Origin of the sequence: Pseudomonas sp. FDAARGOS_380, assembly GCF_002591235.1 — a bacterium.
Taxonomy (GTDB): Bacteria; Pseudomonadota; Gammaproteobacteria; order Pseudomonadales; family Pseudomonadaceae; genus Aquipseudomonas; species Aquipseudomonas salmasensis.
Map to the genome: position 1 here is coordinate 580,409 of NZ_CP023969.1, position 23,389 is coordinate 603,797.

Here is a 23,389-nt window from a genome sequence, read left to right on the forward strand (position 1 = left end):
TCAAAATATTTTTGACAAACTAGCAGGCAAACCGACGTATCCCAACCCCTGCGTGCGGCCTACCCTGCCGGCTTCACTCGCAGGAACGCGTTCATGACCTACCGCTCGAAAGTCGCCTGGATCTTTTTATTGGGTTTTGCCCTGGACCTGGTGAACATGTTTGTCGCCACCGTCGCCTACCCGGACATTGCCCGCGAGCTGCACGCCTCGGTCACGCAACTGGCGTGGATCAGCAACGCTTACATGCTCGGGCTGACCCTGATCATTCCCTTGAGTGTCTGGCTGGCAGCGATCATGGGCGAACGCACGCTGATCGCCACCAGCCTGCTGCTGTTCGCCGGCGCCTCGGTGCTGGTGGGCCAGGCCGGTTCCATCGAGGCGTTGATAGGCTGGCGCGCGGTGCAAGGGCTCGGCGGCGGCTTGCTGATTCCCGTGGGCCAGGCCATGGCGTACCGGCACTTTCCCGCCGCCGAGCGCAGCCAGCTGACGGCGCGGGTGATGTCGGTGGCGTTGCTGGTGCCAGCGCTGTCGCCGACGTTGGGTGGAGTGATCGTCGACAGTGTGTCCTGGCGCTGGATTTTCTACGCCAACCTGCCCCTGGCCCTGATCACCCTGCTGCTGGCCTTGCTGTGGATAAAACCCGATGCGCCCACCCGCGTGCGCCCACCTCTGGACCTGAGCAGTATTTTCAAACAGGTTGCCAGCCCGATGCTGCGCGTGGCGATGCTGGTCTACCTATGCATCCCCGGCGTGTTTATCGGCACCAGCCTGATCGCCATCCTTTATGTGCGCAGCCTGGGCTATGACGCCACTCAAACCGGCGCACTGATGTTGCCCTGGGCGCTGGCCTCGGCAGTGGCAATCTACCTGAGCAAGCAACTCTTCAATCGCTGCGGCCCCAAACCCCTGTTGCTGGCGGGCATGGCGCTGCAATGCGCTGGGATCCTGTTGCTCAACGAGCCCGCGCTGATTATTGCGGCCTACGTCTTGATGGGCCTGGGCGGCAGCCTGTGCAGCAGCACCGCGCAAACCCTGGCCTTTCTGGATATTGCCGCCGAGCGCATGGGCCACGCCAGTGCGTTGTGGAACATGAACCGTCAAGTAAGCTTCTGCGTCGGCGCCGCCGTGCTCAGTGCAATCCTGTCGGCCTTGGATTCCTTCGCCATAACCTTCACGATGGCGGCAACTCTGACCCTGTTGCCGCTTTTCGCAGTGTTGCGCCTGGATGCTTCCAGAGTACGCATGCTGCTTCACCCTTGCAGCGAGCCCAAGCATGATTGACTACAGCGATTTTTTTGAAGAAGTGATCCAGACCCACGTCGAGATCGAGCAATGGTTTGCCGGGGTTGCGCCTCAGGGCACGCTGGAAAATCTGCTCGCGCGCTTCTCACCGGAGTTCAGCATGATCGCGCCCGCCACCGGAACGCGGGTCAACAGGGCCGGGGTCAATGCGTTGTTTACGCGCCTGGGCGGAATGCGCCCAGGATTGAAAATCACTCTGAGTGAAATGACCGGCATCGACCGCCATGCACGCGGCGCCACGGTGACGTATCGCGAGCATCAGGTGGATGACAGCGGCACCCACACCGACCGCCGCGCCACGGTGGTGTTTGAGAAACAGGCCAGTGGCGCGCTGCTTTGGCGGCACTTGCACGAGACCTTTATCAAAGCCTGACGCAGTCAAATGTGGGAGCTGGCTTGCCTGCGATGGGCAACGGTAACCACGATGCGAAGCGAGTCGCTCTTGATCTGCTTTTGATCTTGATCTCAGGCGCCCCGTTAAACCACGCTGGCCGGAATTCGACAGGGATTTGGGGGGTAAACCGGCAGGGATGCCGGTTTAGCCGCCCCGCGCCATGGATGGCGCGTGGCGGCGGCCCCCCAAATCACTGGCGGATTACGGGCACACCGAGCCCAAGCGAGGTGCCGAGTGGTGGGGCAAGAGCGTTTTGCTTACTTTTGCGCTTTTCAAAAGTGAGCCGCTGTCAGAGCCAGCCCTTTCAAGGTCTTTTCGTTTTGGCAGCCTTGATTACCCTGTCCGTTGAAACATGCGCATTCACCGCCTTGCCTTGCACCCATGTCTTGGGTTTAGGCACCTTGGGGCCGCGGGGACTTTTCGCAACTTGTTTGGGTTGGATGTTTCTGGCCAGCTCCAACAAACGCTGGGCCAACTTTTCCACAGGGATGGCGGGAAGATATTCCGAGGGAAGTGCAATCTGCATTCCCTCATAACCACTCCTGACCTGGACCGCCAAGTGATAGATCGAGGCTTCCCAGCCATCAGGCTGGGTCTCCCGATGGGCTTGCTCCACGCTTCGCTTGAGTACGGCCAGGACGTTGTAGGCCAACACTGCCGTAGTGAACCCGAGCAAGGCGGCCTTTGGGCTGCCGAGAGTTTCGATTTCACTTTCCAGGATCGCTTCCAGTCGCTGGAACATACCTTCAATGCTCCAGCGGCGGCGATAGAGTTGCGCGATCTGCTCAGCGCTGACGCTTTCAGGCAGGTTGCTCCAGAACATCAAGCTGCTGTCACCCGAGTCTGTTGGCGAATGAAGCGTCAGTTCGACGCGCCGACATTGGTAACCGCCTCTGACCTGGATGATCTGCTCACGCACAGAGCCTGTTTCCACAGGCACGGGTTCTTGCCACTCACCCTCTTGAATCAGGCGTGGATGTTTGGCTTGCTGGCGAATGACAAAGGACGTCTGGACCTGCTCACAAGCTTCCATTACCGGAAGCGTGCAGTAGAGTCGGTCAGCCAGCCACACCTGGCCCGGTTCAGCATTAGCCAACAGAGGCAACACGCAAACGCGCTCGCTGGCGTAGGCATCCTCACATGCCTGAAGGTCGATGACCTGATCGAGATCAGGATCGTAGACCACTACCGAAAAACCGGGACGAGCCGCACCTCGCTCCTGGCGTAAAGCCCCCAGACGCTTCTCAGTGGATGCCAGGTGATTGCCATCTACCACGCGAACCTGCCAGTCCGGCAGCATCGTCGTGCAACCCAGTTCTTTGATTGTTGGAGTCAGTCGTTGCGCACTACCGGTGACCAGAGCGCGCAATAGCGCGGGTTCAGTACGACTGATTTTGTCGTAGAGCGCCGCCAAGCTGACAGGGAGATCTTCCAGTTGCCGCGCGGCGGCGTGCAGGGATGGCTTCAAGCCCAATGAAACAAGGGACATCAGCTTGATTATGGTCGAGAACAGTAGTTCACGAGAATACTGCCGTTGCCGATGTTCTTCGAAGACCTGATCGACCCACTCAGGGGCAATAGCTTGTTCCAGCGCCAATTTGGCCATGACGCTGGCAGGTGCTTTTTTCTCGAAACGCGCTAGAACATCGGCCCACATCGTTTGGGATCCCTGAATGAAATTTCAGGGGATTTTACCGAAGACCTTGAAAGGGATGGCTGTCAGAGCGGAACCCTAGGTGGCCGTTACCTAAATAACGGATATGTACACGGTCCAACTGTGTTGACTGTTAGGCAGTCTTCGCAGGCAAGCCACACATTTGGATGGTGCTGTGTCAGGTAGATCAGTGTCGGCTGTCAGGCCGCCATCGCAGGCAAGCCAGCCTCCCACAGTTTAGTTTTGCGTTGGGTTCACGATGACAGTGCAGGTAATGCCTGCCGCCAACAACACGCCCTCCGGCACTTCATCAATGTGAATCCGCACCGGCACACGCTGGGCCAACCGCACCCAGTTGAAGGTCGGGTTCACATCGGCGATCAGTTCACGGCTCTCGGGGTTATCACGGTCGTAGATACCGCGGGAGATGCTTTCCACATGGCCCTTCAAGGTCTCGCCGCTCATCAATTGCATATCGGCTGTGTCACCCACCTTCACATGGGGCAGCTTGGTTTCTTCGAAGAAGCCATAGACCCAGAACGAATTCATATCCACCACAGCCATCTTCGCCTCGCCAATACGCGCATAGTCGCCGCGATGCACGTTGAGGTTGGTGACATAACCGTCAACCGCCGCCAGCACACGGGTACGTTTCAGGTTGAGTTCGGCGGCCTCCAGTTGCGCCAAGGCGTGCTGATAATCGGCCAGGGCCGAGTCGGCGATGTTGCTGGCGTCGTCGCGGTTTTCCTTGGAGATCACCATCGCGTCCAGGTCGGCACGGCGGTGGGCGTTGACCTTGCGCATTTCCCAGGTGGCCTTGCGTGAGGCCACCAGCGATTGCGCTTGCTTGACGGCAATGCGGTAGTGCTCGGGGTCGATCTGCATCAGCAGGTCGCCTTTTTTCACCAACTGGTTATCGCGTACCGGCACGTCCACCACTTCACCGGTAACGTCAGCCGCCACATTGATGATGTCGGCGCGTACCCGGCCATCGCGGGTCCACGGCGTTTGCATGTAGTGCACCCACAACGTGCGGCCAATCCAGATCGCCAAGGCCAGAACCAGCAAGGTGGCGAGCAGGCTGAAAAACTTTTTCATCGGGGCATTCTCAACGGTAGACGCTCAGCGCCAGGGCGCCGAACAGGCAAGCGAACAGGCTCAGGCGCAGCAGCGCCGGGTGCCAGAAAAACCGATACAGGTCGAACCCGGCCAGGAAGCGGTCAACCGCCCAGGCCAGCCCCGCTGCGATCAAGAACATCAGGGTCATGGTCGGCATATAGATGCCGTGGAATGCAATTTCACGCGGCATTCGGGGCTCCTTTGAGGGCGGCCAGAGGCGATTGCGGGTCCAGCAACGAGGTGCGAATAAAGTGCAGGTAGCTCTTCACCCGGCGCAGGGCCGAGGTGTCGAAGTGCGGGGCGAAGGGTTCGTCGGTGGCCTGCACGCGACTGATCGCATGGTCGACAGCAATCAACCCGCGCTCCAGGTTGCTGGCGCTGGGCTGCAGGAACAGCCGCACCAGCGAGCGCCCCATCACACGGATCGCCTGGCGCCACGGCTGGGACTCGGCATACGCCGGGTGCACCGGCAAGATCGCCTGCTCCTTGCGCAGCTCGATGATCGCGTGGCCGACCTCCAGCACCACGAACATCCAGCGCAGCAAATCGCGCTGCACCTGCGGCTGGCCGACCGCAAGCCCGTAGGCCTGGTGCAGCAGGTCGCGGGTGCGGCTTTCAAAGCTCGACGCCAGGCCCTTGAGCTTGCCGCTGATGGCATACACCACTTGCTCACGCAGGTCTTGCTCCATACGGCGCCACAACCAGCGGCTGTTGGGCGGCAGAATGATCGCCCCCGCCGCCGCGCACACCAGCATGCCAATGACCATGGCGATGTAATCGTTGATAAAGGTGTAGGGGTTGTAGACCGTGAGGTTATCCGGCACCGAACCGGTGCTGAAGAAGATCAGCAGGCCCACGCCCACGCCGGCGTATTGGGGGCGTGACGACAGAAAGGCACCGAAGATAATCACCGGTGCGAGCATCACGCACAGCAGCGGGAAACCGTCGATCCAGGGGAACACGAAGAACATTTCGACAAAGCCGACCAACGCGCCGATCAAGGTGCCGCAGGCCATCTGGAACGCCATGCGCTTGGGGTTGGGCGTGGCGGCAGACAGGCCCACGGTGGCCGCCGCGATCAAGGTCATGGTGGCGCCGCTGGGCCAGGCCGTGGCCACCCAGTAACTGCCCAGCACAACCAGGATAAACGAGGCGCGCACACCGGCCGCGGCACAGGCCAACCAGTTGGTTTTTGGCGTGTAGGCTTCGTGCCAATCCTCCCGCGCATGGCGATGCTCGGCCAGGGACGCGTGGGTTTGCGCGTAGTTGTGCAGGTCGTCGACGAAGCGGTACAGCAGCTCGTAGGCGGTGTGGAAATCCAACTGCTCGGCGTCCGTCGGGTTGTCTTCCTGAAAGCTCGCCCGCAGGCTGCGCACCTTGGCGGGCAGGCCGTCCTTGTAGGCGCTCAGCTGGTTGACCAGGCGCGCGGCATCGGGGCTGGTGAGGGCGCGGCCAGAGAAGCTGTCGAGCACTTCGGCCAGGTCTTGCAGGCCGGGCTTGATCGCTGCCACCACATGGTCGGCCTCATCGGCGCGCAAGCGTTCAAGCAATTGATGCAAGGCGTTGAAGCGTGTGGTGATGCTCATGAATTCGCTGTTGAGGCGACTGAGCCGCCCATTGCGCCGACGCATGTGCGGGTCTTCGAACACGGTGACACTGCGCAAGCCTTCCAGGCCCACAGCTTCGGCAATAAAGCGCACGTTGCTGGCCTCGAAGCCTTCGCGTTGGCTGCGCCCGCGCAGGCCGTCGGTCACGAACAGCGCGAACACGCCAAAGCGCTGGTACAACGCGTTGCGCATGGCGGCGCTTGAGGTTTGCGGCAGGATGGCGGCGCTGACCAGTGTCGAGCACAGTATCCCCAGGGAAATTTCCAGCACCCTCCACACCGCAGCCATAAAGGCGCCGTCCGGGTGGGCCAGGGCCGGCAGGCCGACCATTGCCGCGGTGTAGCCGGCGAGCACAAACCCATAGGCGCGAAAGTTGCGGTTGCGCGTGGCGCCAGCGGTGCAAATGCCCACCCAGATCGCCAGCGCACCGAGGAACAGTTCGGTGTTCTGCGCAAACAGGGCGATCAACAGCACCATCACCGCCGAGCCCGCCAAGGTCCCGAGGAAGCGATAAAAACTCTTGGCGAACACCTGGCCGCTCTGGGGCTGCATCACGATAAATACGGTGATCATCGCCGTGCGCGGTTGCGGCAGTTCCAGACGCATGGCCAGCCACAGCGTCAGGAATGCGGCGACCAGCACTTTGAAGATATACACCCAGGTCACGCCATCGCTGCGTGCCCAGTCGAAGAAACCACGGCGCCACTCAAGGGAATGCAGCCAGCGCAGCGGTGCAGGCAAGGGAGTCATCGAATCCTACTCAGTGATCAAACACGGCGAGCGCCGCCGGGGTCTTGCTTGGGCGTGTCTTGGCAGCCGTGGGCACATCGTCGCCAGCGCCGAGGCCGCCGCCCAGGGCGGTCACCAGTTCGGCATGGGCACTCAGGCGCGCCGCCTGCACCTGTTGTTCGATCTGCTGCTGGCGAAACAACAAGGTTTGGGCGTTGAGCACGTTGAGGTAGTCCGTGAGGCCACGCTGATAGGAGATCATGGCGATGTCGTAGGTTTTCTGCGCCGAGGCCACCGACTGCGCGGCGAAGGCCGATTGCTTGTCCATTGACTCGCGACGGATCAACTGGTCGCTGATGCCCTTGAGCGCATTGACCAGGGTCTGGTTGTACTGGGCCACCGCGATGTCGTAGCCGGCACTGGCTTCACCCAATTGCGCACGCAGGCGGCCGCCGTCGAAGATCGGCAAGGTGATCGCCGGGCCGACGTTGTAGTTGAATTTCTTGCCGGCCAGAAATTCCAGCATACCGCCGCCGGTGGCCATGTAGCCGAGGCTGCCGACCAGGTCGACGTTGGGGTAGAAGCCTGCATGAGCCACATCGATACCCCGCGCCTGGGCCGCTACCTGCCAGCGGCTGGCGACCACGTCCGGGCGTTGGCCGAGCAACTGCGCGGGCAGGCTGGAGGGCAGTTTCAACGGCGCGGCGAGAGCCAGGGTCGGGCGCTGCAATTGCGCGCCCTCCCCCGGGCCTTTGCCGGCCAACGCCGCCAGTTGGTTACGGCTCAGGGCGATTTCCTCGTCCAGGGCATCCAGTTGGCGGTGGGTTTCCGGCAGCGGGGTTTCGGCCTGGCTGACGTCAAAGTGAGTGCCGATCCCGGCGCTCAGGCGTTTGTTGGCCAGGTCCAGGATCTGCTGTTGCTGGGCCAGGGTGGCGGCCGCGATGTCGCGGTTGGCGTAGTGCAACGACAGCTGAATGTATGCGCGCACCACATTGTTTTGCAGTTCGAGCTGGGCCAGGCGCGCTTCGGCGGCGCTCACGTGTGCCAGGTCGACGGCGCGTTCGGTGCTGTTGCTTTCCCGGCCCCACAGGTCGAGAGCGTAGCTCAGGCCCAGGGACGAATTGTTGTCCCAAGTGTTGGCGCCGCTCAGTTCACCGGGGCCGTAGAACTGATCCTTGGGCCAGTTGTGGCGCTTGAGGGTGGTGTCGCTGTTGATCTGCAGCGACTCGGCCGACTCGGCCACCCCGGCCAGCGCCCGGGCTTGGCGCACGCGGGCGGCGGCCACGGCCAGGCTGGGGCTGTTGCGGGTGGCGAGTTCGACCCAACGGTTGAGCTGCGGGTCGCCGTAGGCCTGCCACCATTGGGCGGTGGGCCAGTGGGCGTCGCGGGCGGCGCTCTGGATCGCGGCGTCGGTGGCCAGGGTGTTGGCGTTGATCGCCTGGCCTTGGGGGGCGATTCCTCCGGTTCCGATGCAACCGCTGATGACTGACGTTAAAGCCCAAACACTGAGAGTCTTCAGCTCTCTGCTGATGCGACGCGGCACGGCAAGCGAATTCCTGAGAGGGTGTTGCGCAAGAGGTGGCGCAATTCTAGGCGGCGGCAGGGAGGACGATAAGCTGGCATTCCTGTGAATCTTTGTTACCGTTCAGGCGATAATCCGTTGGTAGGGATCACTCAAAGCGTAACTTTCTGTCACAATTTGCTATCTCCCTTGAGAACACTCCATGGACACTTTGCAAAACATGCGCGCCTTCAGTTGTGTGGCCGAGGCCGGCAGCTTCACCGCCGCCGCCGTGCAACTGGACACCACCACGGCCAACGTCTCGCGCGCGGTCTCCAACCTTGAGGCCCACCTGCAAACCCGCTTGCTCAACCGCACCACCCGACGCATCGCGCTGACCGAAGCCGGCAAACGCTATTTGCTGCGCTGCGAGCAGATCCTCGCCTATGTCGAGGAAGCCGAGGCCGAAGCCAGCGACGCCCACGCACGCCCCGCCGGGCAGTTGAAAGTGCACACCATGACCGGCATCGGCCAGCATTTCGTCATTGACGCAATTGCCCGCTACCGCCGCACCCATCCCGACGTGACCTTCGACCTGACCCTGGCCAACCGCGTGCCGGACCTGCTCGACGAGGGCTACGACGTGTCCATCGTGCTGGCCAGCGAACTGCCGGACTCAGGTTTCGTGTCCCAGCGCCTGGGCATCACCTACAGCATCGCCTGCGCTTCGCCGGACTACGTCAAGGCCAAGGGCTGCGCGCAACGCCCCCAGGATTTGCTCAACCATGCGTGCCTGCGCCTGGTCAGCCCGGTGGTCCAGCTGGACAAATGGACCTTCAACGGCCCGGAAGGCCAGGAAAGCGTGGCGATCAACAGCTCGCCGTTTCTGGTGAATTCGGCCGACGCGATGAAAACCGCGATCACCAGCGGCATGGGCGTCGGCCTGCTGCCGGTGTACGCCGCCATCGAAGGGCTGCGCAACGGCACGCTGGTACGGGTGATGCCGACCTACCGCTCCCAGGAGCTGAACCTGTACGCCATCTACCCCTCGCGCCAATACCTGGATGCAAAGATCAAGACCTGGGTGGAATACCTGCGCGGTTCGTTGCCGGAGATTCTGGCGGCGCACCAGGCGGAGTTGGTGGCGTATGAGTTGAGTGGTGGTGTGGGTGGCGTGCGGATGGCGACCTAACAACCCCTTTAACAGCCCCTGTAGGAGCGAGCTTGCTCGCGAAAAACCTGAGGGCAACGCATTCAATCTGGATCAACGCGTTATCGTTGACGTTTTTCGCGAGCAAGCTCGCTCCTACAGGTTTTGTGCTGAGGGGATAAATGTTAGCGTGCTCAGCATTCTCCCGTAGTCGATGAGCCCGCCTGCCATGAAAAAGACTGTCCTGGCCTTCAGCCGTATTACCCCGCCGATGATCGAACGCCTGCAACAGGATTTCGAGGTGATCGCGCCTAACCCCAAGCTGGGTGACATCAACGCACAGTTCAACGAAGCCCTGCCCCATGTCCACGGTTTGATCGGCGTGGGACGCAAGTTGGGCCGCGAGCAACTGGAAAGCGCGAGCAAGCTGGAGGTGGTGTCCAGCGTGTCGGTGGGCTACGACAACTACGATGTGCCGTACTTCAACGAGCGCGGGATCATGCTCACCAACACCCCCGATGTGCTCACCGAAAGCACTGCCGACCTGGCCTTTGCGTTGCTGATGAGCAGCGCACGCCGCGTGGCCGAATTGGATGCCTGGACCAAGGCCGGCCAATGGAAAGCCAGCGTGGGCGCGCCGTTGTTTGGTTGCGATGTGCACGGCAAGACCCTGGGCATCGTCGGCATGGGCAATATCGGCGCAGCCGTGGCCCGGCGTGGGCGCCTGGGCTTCAATATGCCGATCCTTTACAGCGGCAACAGCCGCAAGACCGCGCTGGAGCAAGAACTGGGCGCGCAGTTTCGCAGCCTGGATCAGCTGCTGGCCGAGGCGGATTTCGTGTGCCTGGTGGTGCCGTTGAGCGACAAGACCCGTCACCTGATCAGCACGCGGGAGCTGGCGTTGATGAAGTCCAGCGCGATCCTGATCAATATCTCCCGTGGGCCGGTGGTGGATGAACCGGCGCTGGTCGAAGCCCTGCAAACCCAACGGATTCGTGGTGCCGGGCTGGATGTGTATGAAAAGGAACCGTTGGCTGAATCGCCGTTGTTCCAACTGAGCAATGCGGTGACCCTGCCGCATATTGGTTCGGCAACCGGTGAAACCCGCGAAGCCATGGCCAACCGCGCGTTGGACAACCTGCGCAGCGCGCTGCTGGGCCAACGCCCGCAGGACTTGGTGAATCCACAGGTTTGGAAGGGCTGATACTGGACTTAATGTGGGAGCTGGCTTGCTCGCGAAGGCGGCCTGACAGTCAACACAGTTGGATTGTGTATATATCCATTGCTGGGGTAACGGCCACTTAGGGTTCCGCCCTGACGGCGGCTCACTTTTGAACAGCGCAAAAGTAAGCAAAACGCTCTTGCCCCACCACTCGGCACCTCGCTTAGGCTCGGTGTGCCCGGAATCCGCCAGCGTGGTTTGACGGGGCGCCTAAGATCAAAAGCAGATCAAGAGCAGATCAAGTGCGGCTCGCTTCGCATCGTGGTTAGCGGTGGCTGCGGCGAACTGCACAGTTGTGTAGATACCTATGGCCATCGCAGGCAAGCCAGCTTGCACATAAACAGTGGCCGACACAAAATCCGGTTAAAGCCCCGGCCAGCCAAGTCGATAACTCTCTATAGATCGTCATTCCTGATCCACAGAAGGTTTTTATGTCCACCACCAAAGCCCGCGCAGACTCACTCTCGCTTCTGCTCTTTACCTTGCGCAGCGGCAAGCTGATGGCCATCAACCTGTTGAAAGTCAGCGAGATCATCCCCTGCCCGCCGCTGACCAAGCTGCCGGAGTCACACCCGCACGTCAAAGGCATCGCCACCTTGCGCGGCGCGTCATTGTCGGTGATCGACCTGAGCCGCGCCCTGGGTGAAATGCCCTTGCAAAACCCGGACGGCGGCTGCCTGATCGTCACCGATGTCAGCCGTTCCAAGCAGGGCCTGCATGTGCAGGCGGTGAGTAAGATCGTGCATTGCCTGACCACCGATATCCGCCCGCCGCCCTACGGCTCCGGCGGCAATCGGGCGTTTATCACCGGGGTTACTCAGGTGGAAGGTGGCCTGGTGCAGGTGCTGGATATCGAGAAAGTCATCCATGGCATCGCCCCGGCACCGGTTGAAGCGGCGCCGACCGACCTGACCATGGAAGAAGCCGAAGTGCTGGGCAACGCCCGCATCCTGGTGGTGGACGACAGCCAGGTGGCTTTGCAGCAATCGGTACACACCCTGCGCAACCTCGGCCTGACCTGCCACACCGCCCGCAGCGCCAAGGAAGCCATCGACGTGTTGCTGGAGCTGCAAGGCACGGTTGAACAGATCAACGTGGTGGTGTCGGACATCGAGATGTCTGAGATGGACGGCTACGCCCTCACCCGCACCTTGCGCGAAACTCCGGATTTCAAGGACCTCTACGTGCTGTTGCACACCTCCCTGGACAGCGCGATGAACAGCGAAAAAGCACGCCTGGCAGGTGCCGACTCGGTACTCACCAAATTCTCATCCCCCGAATTGACCAAATGCCTGGTCATCGCCGCGCAAACCGTGGCGCAAAAGGGCCTGTAAGCCCTTGGCCGAGTATTACCAACTGCTGCGTCGCGACCTCACCGGCAGCCTGCCCGCCCCGCAATGGCCAGCGGATACCCGGCTGGATCATTATCGCGATGAACTGGCCCCGGCGATCCATGCCGTACTGCGCATGACCCAGGACCAAGGCGGCGGCCGTGTCGGCCATCTGGATGAGTGGCGCCGGCAGTTCGTCACCGATGCCGAGTACGACCCGACGCTGTGCCTGGTGGCCAGTAACCGCGACGGTATTCTCGCGGTGGCGCAATGCTGGACCAGCGCCTTTATCAAGAACCTGGCCGTCCACCCCTGTGCCCAAGGCCAAGGACTGGGCCGCGCCTTGCTGCTGCACAGCTTCCAGGTGTTCAAGCAGCGCGGCGAACCCTATGTGGACCTCAAGGTGCTGGAGAGCAACCTGCGCGCCCGGCGCCTGTATGAAAGTGCGGGCATGCGGTTTGTGCTGCGCGACATCCTATCCAACGGCTAACCCTCACTGGCGCATAACTTGCTTCCAGAGCCCCTGAGCGGTAGATAGAGGCAAAAACCCGTCACCCCTCAAGCGTGCCCTCTGACCTTGCCTGGTGACAGATCCGCCATGAACACACACTTTTCCTGCGTCGGTTGCGGCAAATGCTGCAGTGACCATCACGTGCCCCTGACCCTCGAAGAAGCCCGCAGCTGGGCGGCGGACGGCGGCAACGTCATCGTTCTGGTCGAGGGCTTTCTTGGCAACGGCCTGGGCCTGCCCCTGCAACAACGGGAACACGCCGAGCGCCGTTCAGTGATCGTGCCCAGCGGCACTACCGAGGCATTTGTGGCAATCACCTTTGCCGCCTACAACGCCGGACGCTGCCGGAATCTTGACGAAGACAACCGCTGCCGCATCTACGAACGGCGCCCGCTGGTGTGCCGCATTTACCCGATGGAGATCAACCCGCATATCCCACTGAACCCAAGCGCCAAAGACTGCCCGCCGGAATCCTGGGAGCAAGGCCCCGCGCTGATCGTCGGTGGTGAGTTGATGGACGCGCAACTGGCCGAACTGATTCGCCGTTCGCGCCAGGCCGACCGTGATGACGTACAGACCAAGGAAGCCGTATGCGCGTTGCTCGGCATCCGCACGACCGCCCTCAAGGGCGACGGGTTTACCGCGTACTTGCCGGACATGCAGGCGTTTGCCCAGGCCATTGAACAGGCGATTGAACAGCCAGCGGTGACCAATGAATGGGTGTTCCATGTGTCCGGGATGGACATCGCCGAACAGGTGCTGGATGCCGGGGCACAAATTGCCACCGAAGTGCCGGCCAATTACGCGTTTATCTCGTTGAGAGCGGCCTAGGCCGCTGGGGCCTCATGGCGGCATAGGGAGCGACACAACTGTAGTTCGCAGCAACCAACGCTAACCACGATGCGAAGCGAGCCGCTCTTGATCTTGATCTGCTTTTGATTTCAGGCGCCCCGTCAAACCACGCTGGCCGGAATTCGACAGGGATTTGGGGGGTAAACCGGCAGGGATGCCGGTTTAGCCGCCCCGCGCCATGGATGGCGCGTGGCGGCGGCCCCCCAAATCGCTGGCGGATTACGGGCACACCGAGCCTAAGCGAGGTGCCGAGTGGTGGGGCAAGAGCCCTTTTGGTTACTTTTGGGGCTCTTTTCCAAAAGTGACCCGCTGTCAGAGCGGAACCCTAGGTGGCCGTTACCGCAACAATGGATATGTACTCGATATAACTGTGTCGACTGGCAGGCAGCTATCGCAGGCAAGCCAGCTCCCACATTTGGACTGCGGGGTGTCAGGTCGATAGGCGCCTCACGGGTGCAGAGCGGCACTCACACATTCGCGATCATGAATGGGGCGGCAATACATCGAGCCGATACGGCTGGAGAATGCGCTGGTACTCGCCATTCTGCATCAATTGCTCAAGCGCATGATTAAGCTCATTACGCAACGCAGTATCGGTTTTTCGCACCGCAATCGCCACGCTATTACCCAGCAGGCCCGACGACACAGGCGGCCCCATGTAATCGAAGTCCAGCCCCTGGGGCGTGTCGAGCAGGGCTTCACGGATCTCCACCGCGCCTTGCAGGGTCGCGTCGATATCGCCCGAAACCAGGCTCTGCACCAGTTGGTCGTTGAGCCAGAAACTCCTGATGATCACCCCCGCCGGCGCCCATTGCGACAGGGCAAAGGCTTCACGATTACTGCGCACCAGCACCCCGACACGCTTGCCCTTGAGGGACGGTCGATCAGGACGCAGGCCCGAGGTTTTACGCGCCACCAGCCGGGTGGTGATCGGGTAGAGGTCATCGGTGAAGCTCACCCGTTGCCGCCGACGGCAGGTGGTCGCCATGCCCATGATCGCGTCGAACTGCCTGGCCTCGAGAGCCGGGAAGTTTTCCATGACGATTTGGTCAACCCAAGTACAGCGCACGTTGAGCTGCTCGCACAGGGCATTGCCCAGTTCGATATTCAACCCCACCAATTGCCCTTGGGCATTGCGGCTTTGAAAGGGCGGAAAATGCGCAGCAACGGCGAAACGGATTTCACGCCGCGGTTGAACGTCGGCGGCGACGGCACTCGTCGAGAGCAAGAGAGCAAGCACTGCACAGAGGTGTATCAGGGCCACGGGAATGTCCTTTTCCGGAAAGCTGACTCGCCACGCCCCGATGAGCGTCATCGGGACGAAGCAAACGCTGTGCAGCTTTCAAGAATCGGTGACGGCCCTACAAGCAGAAATGTCTACGCACGATGTAGGCAACTGCCTATAACGCACTCAACGCTTTAATCTCAGCGTTTACCCATCGAGCGGCGAGTGCCCGGCGGCGCCATGCCTGGCGTCTTGGTATGGCCGTTCTTGGCGCCGCCTTTGTACCAAGGCTGGCTGGCATTCTTGGCGCCAGCCAGTTCACCTGGGTTGAAAGGGAACTTGAACGCCGGGATCTCGGCTTTTTCAACGCCGTCGGCGGTGGCCGGATCGACGAGGTCGGCCGCGTCGACAGCGGGTTGGGTTGGGGAAGTCATAAGGGCTCCGGCACAGCTAATAGGTGTAAAAGCGCGAGTATACGGGGCCTGAGTGGTCAGCAGTAACTTCAAGCGACAAGCTCACATGGCCTAACTGTCACGGCTGTCAGTTTGCCGTCACCGTGCTGACGGCGGAACAGCGCTATAAAGGACGTTCCGAACTCCAACTTGCAGTTTGCGCCGGCGTCCTCCTATGCAGATCAAACGAAACGTGGCCCTGATGCTGGGTGCTCTCCTGATACTGGCCGTTGCAGCCTGGGCGTTAACCCGGCCGGCCAAGACCCGCCTGGCAGCGCCTACCGCCATTCCTGTGCGGGTGGTGAGCGTGACGCAACAGGATGTGCCTCGGTTTGTCAGCGGCATCGGCTCGGTGTTGTCATTGCACAGCGTGGTGATTCGCCCGCAGATCGACGGCATTCTCACCCAACTGCTGGTCAAGGAAGGCCAATCGGTGAAGGCCGGCGACCTGCTGGCCACCATTGATGACCGCTCGATCCGAGCCAACCTCGACCAGGCCAGGGCGCAACTCGGTGAAAGCCAGGCGCAGTTGCAAGTGGCGTTGGTCAACCTCAAGCGCTACAAAGCGCTGAGCGTCGACGACGGCGTGTCCAAACAGACCTATGACCAGCAACAGGCACTGGTCAACCAGCTCAAGGCCACGGCGCAAGGTAATCAAGCGGCCATTGATGCGGCTCAAGTACAACTTTCCTATACCCAGATCCGCTCTCCGGTCAGCGGCCGCGTGGGCATCCGCAATGTGGACGAAGGCAACTTCCTGCGCATGAGCGATACCCAGGGGCTGTTTACCGTCAGCCAGCTCGACCCGATTGCCGTTGAGTTCTCCCTGCCTCAGCAAATGCTGCCAACCTTGCAGGGCCTGATCGCCGCCCCCACCCGGGCCACCGTCGATGCGTACCTGGGCGCCGACACCGATGGCCAGACCGGCGACCTGCTCGGTGAAGGCCACCTGAGCCTGATCGACAACCAGATCAGCTCCACCACCGGCACCCTGCGGGCCAAGGCCGAGTTCAGCAACCCGGCGCATAAGCTATGGCCGGGGCAATTGGTGACCATCAAGATCCAGACGGCCCTCGACAAGAACGCCCTGGTGGTACCGCCCACCGTGGTGCAGCGCGGCCTGGACTCACATTTCGTGTACCGCGTAAGCGCTGACAAAGTCGAGCTGGTGCCGGTGCAGGTCGCCTACCAGAACAGCGACATCAACATCATCAAAGGCGTGCAGGCCGGCGATGTGCTGGTCAGCGATGGGCAATCGCGGCTCAAGGCCGGTGCGCAGGTGGAGGTGCTCAAGGAGCCGCCGCAAGTGATCCACACCGCCGACGCCCAGGTGCAACCATGAGCGCCAGCCGGTCGCCCTCGGCCTGGTGCGTTGATCACCCGGTCGCCACCCTGCTGCTGACCTTCGCCCTGGTGTTGCTGGGGATCATTGCCTTCCCCAACCTGGCCGTCGCGCCACTGCCGGAAGCGGAATTCCCGACGATTCAGGTCACCGCGCAACTGCCCGGCGCCAGCCCGGACACCATGGCCTCCTCAGTGGCCACGCCCCTGGAGGTGCAGTTCAGCGCCATCCCCGGAATGACCCAGATGACCTCCAGCAGCGCCTTGGGCTCCAGCCTCTTGACCCTGCAATTCACTCTGGAAAAAAGCATCGATACCGCCGCCCAGGAAGTGCAGGCCGCGATCAACACCGCGTCCGGCAAGTTGCCCAGCGACATGCCGAGCTTGCCCACCTGGAGGAAGGTCAACCCGGCAGACAGCCCGGTGCTGATCCTCAGCGTCAGTTCCAGCAGCATGCCCAGCACCGAGCTGAGCGACTATGTGGAAACCCTGCTGGCACGCCAGATCAGCCAGATCGACGGCGTCGGCCAGATCAACATCACCGGCCAGCAACGCCCGGCGATTCGCGTGCAGGCGTCCCCCGACAAGCTCGCGGCCATCGGCCTGACCCTCGCCGATATACGCCTGGCCATCCAGCAGTCGAGCCTCAACCTGGCCAAGGGCGCGATCTATGGCGAAAACAGCGTGTCCACCCTGTCGACCAACGACCAGCTGTTTCACCCGGAGGAATACGGCCAACTGATCGTTTCCTACAAGGACGGTGCGCCGGTTCAACTGCGCGATATCGCCAAGGTCATCAACGGCTCGGAAAACGCCTACGTACAAGCCTGGTCCGGCGATACCCCCGGGGTGAACCTGGTGATTTCGCGCCAGCCCGGCGCCAACATCGTCGACACCGTGGACCGCATCCAGGCCGAGTTGCCGCGCCTGCAAGGCATGTTGCCGGCCTCGGTGCAGGTCAGCGTGTTGACCGACCGCACCAAGACCATCCGCGCTTCACTGCATGAAGTGGAAATGACCCTGCTGATCGCCATCCTGCTGGTGGTGGCGGTGATGGCGTTGTTCCTGCGCCAACTGTCGGCGACGCTGATTGTGTCTGCGGTGCTGGGTGTCTCGCTGGTGGCCAGTTTCGCCCTGATGTACGTGATGGGGTTCAGCCTGAACAACCTGACCCTGGTGGCCATCGTGATCGCCGTGGGCTTTGTGGTGGACGATGCGATTGTGGTGGTGGAGAACATCCATCGTCACCTGGAGGCTGGCCTGGATAAGCGCGAAGCGGCGATCAAGGGCTCCGGCGAAATTGGCTTTACCGTGGTGTCCATCAGCTTCTCGCTGGTGGCGGCGTTTATTCCGCTGCTGTTCATGGGCGGCGTGGTCGGGCGATTGTTCAAGGAATTTGCATTGACGGCCACCGCGACCATTCTGATTTCAGTGGTGGTGTCGCTGACGTTGGCACCGACCTTAGCCGCCTTGTTCATGCGTGCCCCCACCCACCCTGCCCACGCCAAGCCCAGCTTCAGCGAACGCCTGCTGGCCGGCTATGCGCGCAACCTGCGCCGTGCCCTGGCGCACCAACGCAGCATGGCCGCGATCTTCGTGGTGACCCTGGCGCTGGCGGTGATCGGCTATGTGTTCATCCCCAAGGGGTTCTTCCCGGTGCAGGACACCGGTTTCGTGCTCGGCACCAGCGAAGCGGCGGCCGATGTGTCGTACAAGGACATGGTCGCCAAGCACAAGGCCCTGGCCGAGATCGTCAAGGCCGACCCGGCGGTGCAGGCGTTTTCCCATTCGGTCGGCGTCACCGGCAGCAACCAGACCATCGCCAATGGCCGCTTCTGGATCGCCTTGAAAGACCGCAGTAAGCGCGACGTATCCGCCAGCCAGTTCATAGACCGCATCCGCCCGCAGTTGGCGAAGGTGCCGGGCATCGTGCTGTACCTGCGCGCCGGCCAGGACATCAACCTGAGCTCCGGCCCCAGCCGCGCCCAGTACCAATATGTGCTCAAGAGCAACGACGGCCCGACGCTGAACACCTGGACCCAACGCCTCACCGAAAAACTGCGCGCCAACCCGGCGTTTCGTGACCTGTCCAACGACCTGCAACTGGGCGGCAGCATCACCCATATCAGTATCGATCGTCAGGCCGCCGCGCGCTTCGGGCTGACCGCCACCGATGTCGACCAGGCGCTGTACGACGCCTTCGGTCAGCGCCAGATCAACGAGTTCCAGACCGAGATCAACCAGTACCAAGTGATACTCGAACTGGACAGCCAACAGCGCGGCAAGGCCGAAAGCCTCGACTATTTTTACCTGCGCTCGCCACTGACCAATGAAATGGTGCCGCTGTCGGCACTGGCCAAAGTCGACCCGCCCACAGTCGGGCCGTTGTCCATCAGCCATGACGGCATGTTCCCTGCTGCCAACCTGTCGTTCAACCTCGCGCCCGGCGTGGCCCTGGGCGACGCGGTGATTATGCTCGACCAGGCCAAGAACGAAATCGGGATGCCGAGTACGATCATCGGCAACTTCCAGGGCGCGGCGCAGGCGTTCCAGAGCTCGCTGGCCAGCCAGCCGTGGCTGATCCTCGCGGCGCTGGTGGCGGTCTACATTATATTGGGCGTGCTGTATGAAAGTTTTGTACACCCGCTGACGATCATTTCCACCCTGCCCTCGGCGGGCCTCGGTGCGCTGATCATGCTGTGGCTGCTGGGCCAGGACTTTTCGATCATGGCCTTGATCGGCCTGGTGCTGCTGATCGGCATCGTGAAGAAAAACGGTATCTTGATGATCGACTTCGCCCTGGAGGCCCAACGTGTGCGCGGGCTGCCGCCGGAGGATGCGATTTATGAAGCCTGCGTCACGCGGTTCCGACCGATCATCATGACCACCCTTGCCGCGTTGCTCGGCGCGGTGCCGTTGATGCTCGGCGCAGGCCCGGGGGCGGAACTGCGCCAGCCGCTGGGCATCGCGGTGGTCGGGGGCTTGCTGGTGAGCCAGGCGCTGACGCTATTCACCACGCCGGTCATATACTTGTACCTTGAACGTTTTTTCCACAGGCCCAAACCAGCGCTGGCGCTGGCGACCACACACTGAGGCGGTCATGCGCGTCCTGATTATTGAAGATGAAGAAAAAACCGCAGACTACCTGCACCGTGGCCTGACCGAGCAAGGCTACACCGTCGATGTGGCCCGTGAAGGCATCGAGGGCCTGCACCTGGCGCTGGAGAACGATTACGCGGTGATCGTGCTCGACGTGATGCTGCCCGGCCTGGATGGCTTCGGTGTATTGCGCGCCTTACGCGCCCGCAAGCAGACGCCGGTGATCATGCTCACCGCGCGTGAGCGTGTGGAAGACCGCATCCGCGGCCTGCGCGAAGGCGCCGACGATTATCTGGGCAAACCGTTTTCGTTCCTGGAACTGGTGGCCCGCCTGCAAGCCCTGACCCGTCGCAGCGGCGGCCATGAACCGGTGCAGGTCACCGTCGCCGACCTGTGGATCGACCTGATCAGCCGCAAAGCCAGCCGCAACGGCCTGCGCCTGGACCTGACCGCCAAGGAGTTCTCGCTGCTCAGCGTATTGGCGCGGCGCCAGGGTGAGATCCTGTCCAAGACCGCGATTGCCGAGATGGTCTGGGACATCAATTTCGACAGCGATGCCAACGTGGTGGAAGTGGCGATCAAGCGCCTGCGCGCCAAGCTCGATGGGCCGTTCGAACACAAGCTGCTGCACACCATACGTGGCATGGGCTATGTGCTGGAGAACCGCATGCAGGAAAACCCCAGTGGTCGCTAATTCCATCGCCCTGCGCCTGAGCGGCATGTTCACCCTGGTGGCGCTGCTGATCTTTCTGTTGATCGGCGGCGCGCTGTACCAGCAGGTCGACCGTGGCCTGGGGTTGTTGCCTGGGGCCGAGTTGGATGCGCGCTACAGCGTGCTGGAGTCGTCGATCAATCGCTTCGGCACGCCGGAGCATTGGGCCAAGATCAGGTCCAAGCTCAAGCTGTTGGGCGAAGAAGACAAGCGCATCCGTTTCTGGGTGGTCAGCAGCGACCCGAGCTACGAATACGGTGAGCCCAACGCACAAGTTCGCGCCTTTGCCGAGGGCGCCACGGGTAAGCGCGACCTGCGCCTGCCGGGTCACGATTATCCGTTCAAGGTGCTGGTCAGCCAGTTTGCAGCCAAGGACCAGCGCCCGGCGTTGCGTTTCATGATCGCCATCGACACGGAGAACTTCCGCGCCACCCAGCATCACCTGCTGGTGGCATTGATCAGCCTGGCATTGGTGGGTGTGATACTGGCGGCGCTGTTGGGGTTCTGGGTCGCGCGTATCGGCCTCAAGCCCCTGGGCAAACTCTCGGATGAGGCGCAAAAACTTGCGCCGCCGAAACTCTCCGGGCGCCTGCAATTGTCACCCTTGCCGCCGGAACTGAGCCAGTTCGTCAACTCGTTCAACGCCACCCTCGACCGGGTCGAGCAGGCGTATTCGCGCCTGGAATCGTTCAACGCCGACGTCGCCCATGAACTGCGTTCGCCGCTCACCAATTTGATCGGCCAGACCCAGGTGGCCCTCACTCGCGGCCGTTCGGCAGAGCAATATTTCGAAGTGCTGCAATCGAACCTGGAAGAGCTGGAACGGCTGCGCTCGATCATCAATGACATGCTGTTCCTCGCCAGCGCCGACCAAGGCAGCAAGGCCACCAAGCTGATCGAAAGCGCCCTGGCCGATGAAGTGGCCACCACCCTCGACTACCTGGACTTCATCCTCGAAGACGCCCAGGTCGAAGTGCGCGTGCACGGCGATGCTGTGGTGCAGATCGAAAAAGCCCACCTGCGGCGCGCACTGATCAATCTACTGAGCAATGCCGTACAACACACCGCGCCGGGGCACGTCATCGACGTGTGCATTGAAATGCAGGCACACCAGGTGACGATTGGCGTGACCAACCCCGGCGAGGCGATTGCCAGCGAACACTTGCCACGCCTGTTCGAACGCTTCTATCGAGTGGATGCCTCGCGCAGCAACAGCGGGGCCAATCACGGGCTGGGGCTGGCGATCGTCAAGGCGATTGCGTTGATGCATGGGGGGGATGTGTTTGTGCGCAGTGAGGGCGGTGGCAATACCTTTGGTATTACCCTGCCGGTCTAAATCGTAAGAACGCTTGAGTCACATGTGGGAGCGGGCTTGCTCGCGAATTCGGTGTATCAGTTACAGATATATTGACTGACACACCGAATTCGCGAGCAAGCCCGCTCCCACACTTAGATCGACGTACATCCGCACTGTTGCGATTTGGGCAATAGTTATTATCTTGTTACACTCTGTATCGCACCGCTCGCCTGCGTTACTTTGACGCATCGATGAGCGCGACGGCAAAGACAGCTGACCCGCTTACCCGAATTTCCCTCGACTTTTTTCCAGGGCTCTACACTGGGAATCTGTCTTAAAGCCGCTGACTTTCAGCGGCTTTTTTTTGCCGTAAAAAAAGGCCGGGCATACCCTCACGACACTGGCCGTTATGGATTGACCAAAGGAGCTTTACCGGTGAAGAACTCGCTGACGTTCACCCCGTTATTCCTCGCGATTGCAGCAACGATCGCCCCGCTGGCCCACGCGGCAGACACTACCCCCAACGACGGTTTCGTCGAAGGCTCCCACCTCACGATCAACACCCGCAACTACTACATGAACCGCGACCGACGCGATATTCACCAGGATGACAGCAAGGAATGGGGCCAGGGCTTTATCGGTACCTTCGAATCCGGCTACACCCAGGGCACCGTCGGCTTCGGCCTGGATGTCAACGCCATGCTCGGCCTCAAGCTCGACGGCGGTGGCGGTACGGATGGCTCCAGCATCCTTCCGTATGGCAGCGGCAACGGCAAGGCGCCGGGGTCGTTCTCGACGGCCGGCGGCACGTTGAAGCTGCGCGCCTTCGACACCGAACTGAAAGCCGGCGACCTGTTCCTCAACAACCCGGTGATCGCCGGCGGCATGACGCGCATGTTGCCGCAGACCTTCCGTGGCGTGAGCCTGACCAACCACAGCTTCGACGGCTGGATGTTCGAAGGCGGCCAGGCCAGCTTCACCAAGCTCTACAACCAGAGCGGCCACCGGCGCATCGGCACCAGCTACGGCACGCTGCCCGCCAACAGCGACAGCCAGCACCTGGACTGGGCCGGTGTGTCGTTCAGCGCGATTGAGGGGCTGACCAGCAACCTGTACGCCTCCGAACTCAAGGACGTCTGGCATCAGTATTACTACGACCTGGAATACACCTACGCCCTGAACGACCTGGTCAGCCTGACCCCCGGCCTTCACTACTACCATACCCAGGACACCGGCCAATCGCTGCTGGGGGATATCGACAACAACACCTACAGCCTGCATTTCACCGTGGGCGTGGGCAACCACAGCGTCACGGCGACGTATCAGCGGGTCAATGGCAACACGCCGTTCGACTACATCACCCAGGGCGACAGCGTGTACCTGGACAACTCCCAGCAGTACTCGGATTTCAACGGGCCCAACGAGCGCTCCTGGAAGCTCAAGTACGCCTACGACTTCGCCGGCCTCGGCGTGCCCGGCCTGACCTCCGCAGTGTCGTACATCAGCGGCAAGACCGACCTGACCAAGGTCGACCCGAACAGTCGCGGCTACAGCAACTGGTACAGCGCCGATGGCAAGGACGCCAAGCACTGGGAGCGCGATATCGACCTGAAATATGTGGTGCAGGGCGGCAAGGCCAAGGACTTGGCCGTGCGCCTGCAATGGGCGACCAACCGTGGCAGCAATGGCTACTCGGCGGTGGACCGCGATGTGGATGAGTACCGCGTGATCGTGGACTACCCAATCAACGTGTTCTGAATACAGGTAGGAGCGAGCTTGCTCGCGAAAAACGTTAACGATGACGCGGGCATCCTGAATAAACGCGGCGTCTGTGAGTTTTTTGCGAGCAAGCTCGCTCCTACAGCCATATTTAAGAGTTGCTACTACGCTA

The 23,389-nt window shown here is 61.5% G+C and carries 19 protein-coding genes; 12 read left to right on the forward strand and 7 right to left on the reverse strand.

All coding sequences use genetic code 11. The features are described 5' to 3' along the window. The first annotated feature begins 93 nt into the window (after positions 1-93). On the forward strand, positions 94-1,281 hold the full coding sequence (locus CRN80_RS02805) for an MFS transporter (RefSeq protein ID WP_098949528.1): 1,188 nt from the start codon (positions 94-96) through the stop codon (positions 1,279-1,281). Then, a complete protein-coding gene (locus CRN80_RS02810) occupies positions 1,274-1,675 on the forward strand; it encodes a nuclear transport factor 2 family protein (protein WP_098949529.1) in 402 nt (133 codons plus the stop codon). Before CRN80_RS02805 ends, CRN80_RS02810 begins: the two co-directional genes overlap by 8 nt. Before the next feature lie 325 nt (positions 1,676-2,000). Here the strand turns inward: CRN80_RS02810 and CRN80_RS02820 are convergent, their stop codons facing one another. The 5 genes from CRN80_RS02820 to CRN80_RS02840 all read right to left on the reverse strand — a co-directional run bounded on the left by CRN80_RS02820 (position 2,001) and on the right by CRN80_RS02840 (position 8,348). Further along, positions 2,001-3,302: an IS4 family transposase gene (locus CRN80_RS02820; RefSeq protein ID WP_098952559.1), complete on the reverse strand. Its 1,302-nt coding sequence runs from the start codon at positions 3,300-3,302 to the stop codon at positions 2,001-2,003. 285 nt (positions 3,303-3,587) lie between these two features. After that, on the reverse strand, positions 3,588-4,448 hold the full coding sequence (locus CRN80_RS02825; RefSeq protein ID WP_098949531.1) for an HlyD family secretion protein: 861 nt from the start codon (positions 4,446-4,448) through the stop codon (positions 3,588-3,590). A gap of 10 nt (positions 4,449-4,458) precedes the next feature. Further along, complete coding sequence (locus tag CRN80_RS02830; RefSeq protein WP_003188711.1) at positions 4,459-4,659, reverse strand: DUF1656 domain-containing protein; 201 nt, start codon at positions 4,657-4,659, stop codon at positions 4,459-4,461. Beyond that, positions 4,649-6,826 (reverse strand): FUSC family protein, encoded by a 2,178-nt coding sequence (locus tag CRN80_RS02835; RefSeq protein ID WP_098949532.1) that lies wholly within the window; start codon positions 6,824-6,826, stop codon positions 4,649-4,651. The genes CRN80_RS02830 and CRN80_RS02835 overlap by 11 nt, the downstream gene beginning before the upstream one ends. A 10-nt stretch (positions 6,827-6,836) precedes the next feature. Further along, the gene (locus tag CRN80_RS02840; RefSeq protein WP_098949533.1) at positions 6,837-8,348 is read right to left on the reverse strand and encodes an efflux transporter outer membrane subunit; all 1,512 of its coding nucleotides are present in this window, start codon (positions 8,346-8,348) and stop codon (positions 6,837-6,839) included. A gap of 181 nt (positions 8,349-8,529) precedes the next feature. Between CRN80_RS02840 and CRN80_RS02845 the strand changes: the two genes are divergently transcribed. The 5 genes from CRN80_RS02845 (at position 8,530) to CRN80_RS02865 (ending at position 13,351) form a co-directional block, all read left to right on the forward strand. Then, complete coding sequence (locus CRN80_RS02845; protein ID WP_032893503.1) at positions 8,530-9,498, forward strand: LysR family transcriptional regulator; 969 nt, start codon at positions 8,530-8,532, stop codon at positions 9,496-9,498. Between the two features lie 187 nt (positions 9,499-9,685). Then, complete coding sequence (locus CRN80_RS02850; protein WP_098949534.1) at positions 9,686-10,660, forward strand: D-glycerate dehydrogenase; 975 nt, start codon at positions 9,686-9,688, stop codon at positions 10,658-10,660. Between the two features lie 449 nt (positions 10,661-11,109). Further along, positions 11,110-12,012, forward strand: coding sequence for a chemotaxis protein CheV (locus CRN80_RS02855; RefSeq protein WP_098949535.1), 903 nt, complete (start codon positions 11,110-11,112; stop codon positions 12,010-12,012). A 4-nt stretch (positions 12,013-12,016) separates the two neighbouring features. Beyond that, positions 12,017-12,499, forward strand: a complete 483-nt coding sequence (locus tag CRN80_RS02860; protein WP_098949536.1) for an N-acetyltransferase — start codon at positions 12,017-12,019, stop codon at positions 12,497-12,499. Positions 12,500-12,607: 108 nt separating this feature from the next. Further along, complete coding sequence (locus CRN80_RS02865; protein WP_098949537.1) at positions 12,608-13,351, forward strand: YkgJ family cysteine cluster protein; 744 nt, start codon at positions 12,608-12,610, stop codon at positions 13,349-13,351. A gap of 502 nt (positions 13,352-13,853) precedes the next feature. Here the strand turns inward: CRN80_RS02865 and CRN80_RS02875 are convergent. Beyond that, positions 13,854-14,636, reverse strand: coding sequence for a transporter substrate-binding domain-containing protein (locus tag CRN80_RS02875; protein ID WP_098952573.1), 783 nt, complete (start codon positions 14,634-14,636; stop codon positions 13,854-13,856). 161 nt (positions 14,637-14,797) lie between these two features. Beyond that, positions 14,798-15,031 carry a hypothetical protein gene (locus CRN80_RS02880; RefSeq protein WP_098949539.1) on the reverse strand — a complete coding sequence of 78 codons (234 nt, stop codon included), beginning with the start codon at positions 15,029-15,031 and terminating at the stop codon, positions 14,798-14,800. A gap of 193 nt (positions 15,032-15,224) precedes the next feature. Between CRN80_RS02880 and CRN80_RS02885 the strand changes: the two genes are divergently transcribed. The 5 genes from CRN80_RS02885 (at position 15,225) to CRN80_RS02905 (ending at position 23,256) form a co-directional block, all read left to right on the forward strand. Next, positions 15,225-16,391 carry an efflux RND transporter periplasmic adaptor subunit gene (locus tag CRN80_RS02885; protein ID WP_098949540.1) on the forward strand — a complete coding sequence of 389 codons (1,167 nt, stop codon included), beginning with the start codon at positions 15,225-15,227 and terminating at the stop codon, positions 16,389-16,391. After that, complete coding sequence (locus CRN80_RS02890; RefSeq protein WP_098949541.1) at positions 16,388-19,483, forward strand: multidrug efflux RND transporter permease subunit; 3,096 nt, start codon at positions 16,388-16,390, stop codon at positions 19,481-19,483. Before CRN80_RS02885 ends, CRN80_RS02890 begins: the two co-directional genes overlap by 4 nt. 7 nt (positions 19,484-19,490) lie before the next feature. After that, positions 19,491-20,183, forward strand: coding sequence for a heavy metal response regulator transcription factor (locus tag CRN80_RS02895; protein ID WP_098949542.1), 693 nt, complete (start codon positions 19,491-19,493; stop codon positions 20,181-20,183). Continuing rightward, complete coding sequence (locus tag CRN80_RS02900; protein ID WP_098949543.1) at positions 20,173-21,537, forward strand: heavy metal sensor histidine kinase; 1,365 nt, start codon at positions 20,173-20,175, stop codon at positions 21,535-21,537. Before CRN80_RS02895 ends, CRN80_RS02900 begins: the two co-directional genes overlap by 11 nt. Positions 21,538-21,933: 396 nt before the next feature. Continuing rightward, positions 21,934-23,256 (forward strand): OprD family porin, encoded by a 1,323-nt coding sequence (locus tag CRN80_RS02905; RefSeq protein WP_032893513.1) that lies wholly within the window; start codon positions 21,934-21,936, stop codon positions 23,254-23,256. Positions 23,257-23,389 lie beyond the last annotated feature (133 nt).